This window comes from Streptomyces sp. SID3343 (assembly GCF_009865215.1).
Lineage (GTDB): Bacteria > Actinomycetota > Actinomycetes > Streptomycetales > Streptomycetaceae > Embleya.
The window spans coordinates 1-1,491 of record NZ_WWJX01000359.1; the positions used below are offsets into that span (position 1 = coordinate 1).

The window sequence follows — 1,491 nt, forward strand, 5'->3', positions numbered from 1 at the left end:
GGTCGGCGCGTGCGGGGCCTGTGCCGGCAAGGCGTCCGGGTGCCGGAGGCCCGAGCACTGGGAGCCCGGGTGCTGGGGGCCTGGGTGCTGGGGGTCCGGGCATTGGGGGTCCGAGTGCGGGGGGTCCGGGCATTGCGGGCCCGGGCACCGGGGGTCCGAGTGCGGGCGTCCCGAGTGCGGCGCGTGCGTGTGCAGGGCTTCGGCGATCCGCTCACGCGCCGCCGCGCAGTCGTAGTCGTCGTACTCGTGGGACAGTGCCTCGGTGCTCAGGATCGTCCGCGCGAGGTCTTCGGCGAGACGGTGGCCGGTCGGCGCGCTCACCTGACGTCCTCGCCTTCGCTCGTGCCCAATTCCTTCGCGAGTCGACGGCGGGCCCAGCGCAGGTTCGAGCGGACCGTGGTCTCGCGGGTGCCGAGTTGCCGGGCGACCTGCGCCTCGGGATAGCCGAGGACACAGCGCAGCACGAGCGTGTCGTAGTGGCGATCCGGCAGGCGTACGACGGCGGAGTACAGACTCAGCGCGCCCTCCATGATCTCGAACTGCCGATGGGCCTGGCGCAGCGCCGCGTGCACGGCGGTGAACGCGGCGGTCTCCACCAGGGCGGTGGGCCCGCCGTCGAGGCGCGCGGCGACGTGCTCCTTGAAGATGCTCCACGCGGAGGCCTGTACGGACGCCTCGCGCAGGGTGTCGGTCCACTCGCGGGCCAAGTGCGCGAACGCCTCGTCGACCAGCTCCTCGGCCGCGCGGCGATCACCCACGTGCAGGAGCGCGTAGCGCAGCCACACCCGCACGTTGGACTCGTGGAAGGCCCGGAAGGTCACCGACAATCGGGCGGTCACGGGACGCACTTCCGACGAAACGGGCCGAGGGCTCACCGGGCGGGCTCCCGTCCCTCGACCGGCCGCGCTCCGGACACGACGGACGCGCACCCCGTCTTCTCCCGTTTCGGCACTTCGGCGGTCGTATCGGTCGTGTGCCCCATGAGTGGTCCCCGGCTCGTTCGGCACCGCGCGGGCCGGCGATCACCCGCGCCGCGTATGACGTCCGTGCGCCCTACCAGCAAAACCACTGTGGAGGACATTCGTCCGGCATGTTGCCCAAGTTTTACTCTTTGCCGGCGCATTCGGCCCGCACCGGCACGGCGCGGGACCGATCGGTGATCGGCGTAGGGTGGCCGGATGCTTGTGTGGATCAACGGGCCGTTCGGTGGCGGCAAGACGCAGACCGCGTTCGAGATTCGACGGCGGCTGCCGGGCAGCGTGGTCTGCGACCCCGAGCACGCCGGATTCGGGCTGCACCGGATGCTGCCGCCGGCCCTGCGCGGGGACTTTCAGGATTTCGGTGCGTGGCGGCAGGGCGTGTACGAGGTACTGGACCTGGTGTCGAGCCGATCCGAGGGGACGGTGATCGTGCCGATGACAGTGGTGGAACCGGCCTACTTCGCGGAGACCGTCGGCCGGCTGCGGCAACGCGGGCACGACGTCCGGCAAT

General features: G+C 71.5%; 1 protein-coding gene and 2 pseudogenes. 1 reads left to right on the forward strand and 2 read right to left on the reverse strand.

The features are described 5' to 3' along the window. Positions 1-321, reverse strand: a pseudogene (locus tag GT354_RS12145) (hypothetical protein); the annotation flags it as partial. Further along, entirely contained in the window at positions 318-839 is a 522-nt protein-coding gene (locus GT354_RS56470) for a sigma-70 family RNA polymerase sigma factor (RefSeq protein WP_161356307.1), read from the reverse strand. The gene GT354_RS56470 and the pseudogene GT354_RS12145, both read right to left, overlap by 4 nt. A 339-nt stretch (positions 840-1,178) precedes the next feature. Here GT354_RS56470 and GT354_RS12155 point away from each other — a divergent pair. Then, positions 1,179-1,491: pseudogene (locus tag GT354_RS12155) on the forward strand (ATP-binding protein); the annotation flags it as partial.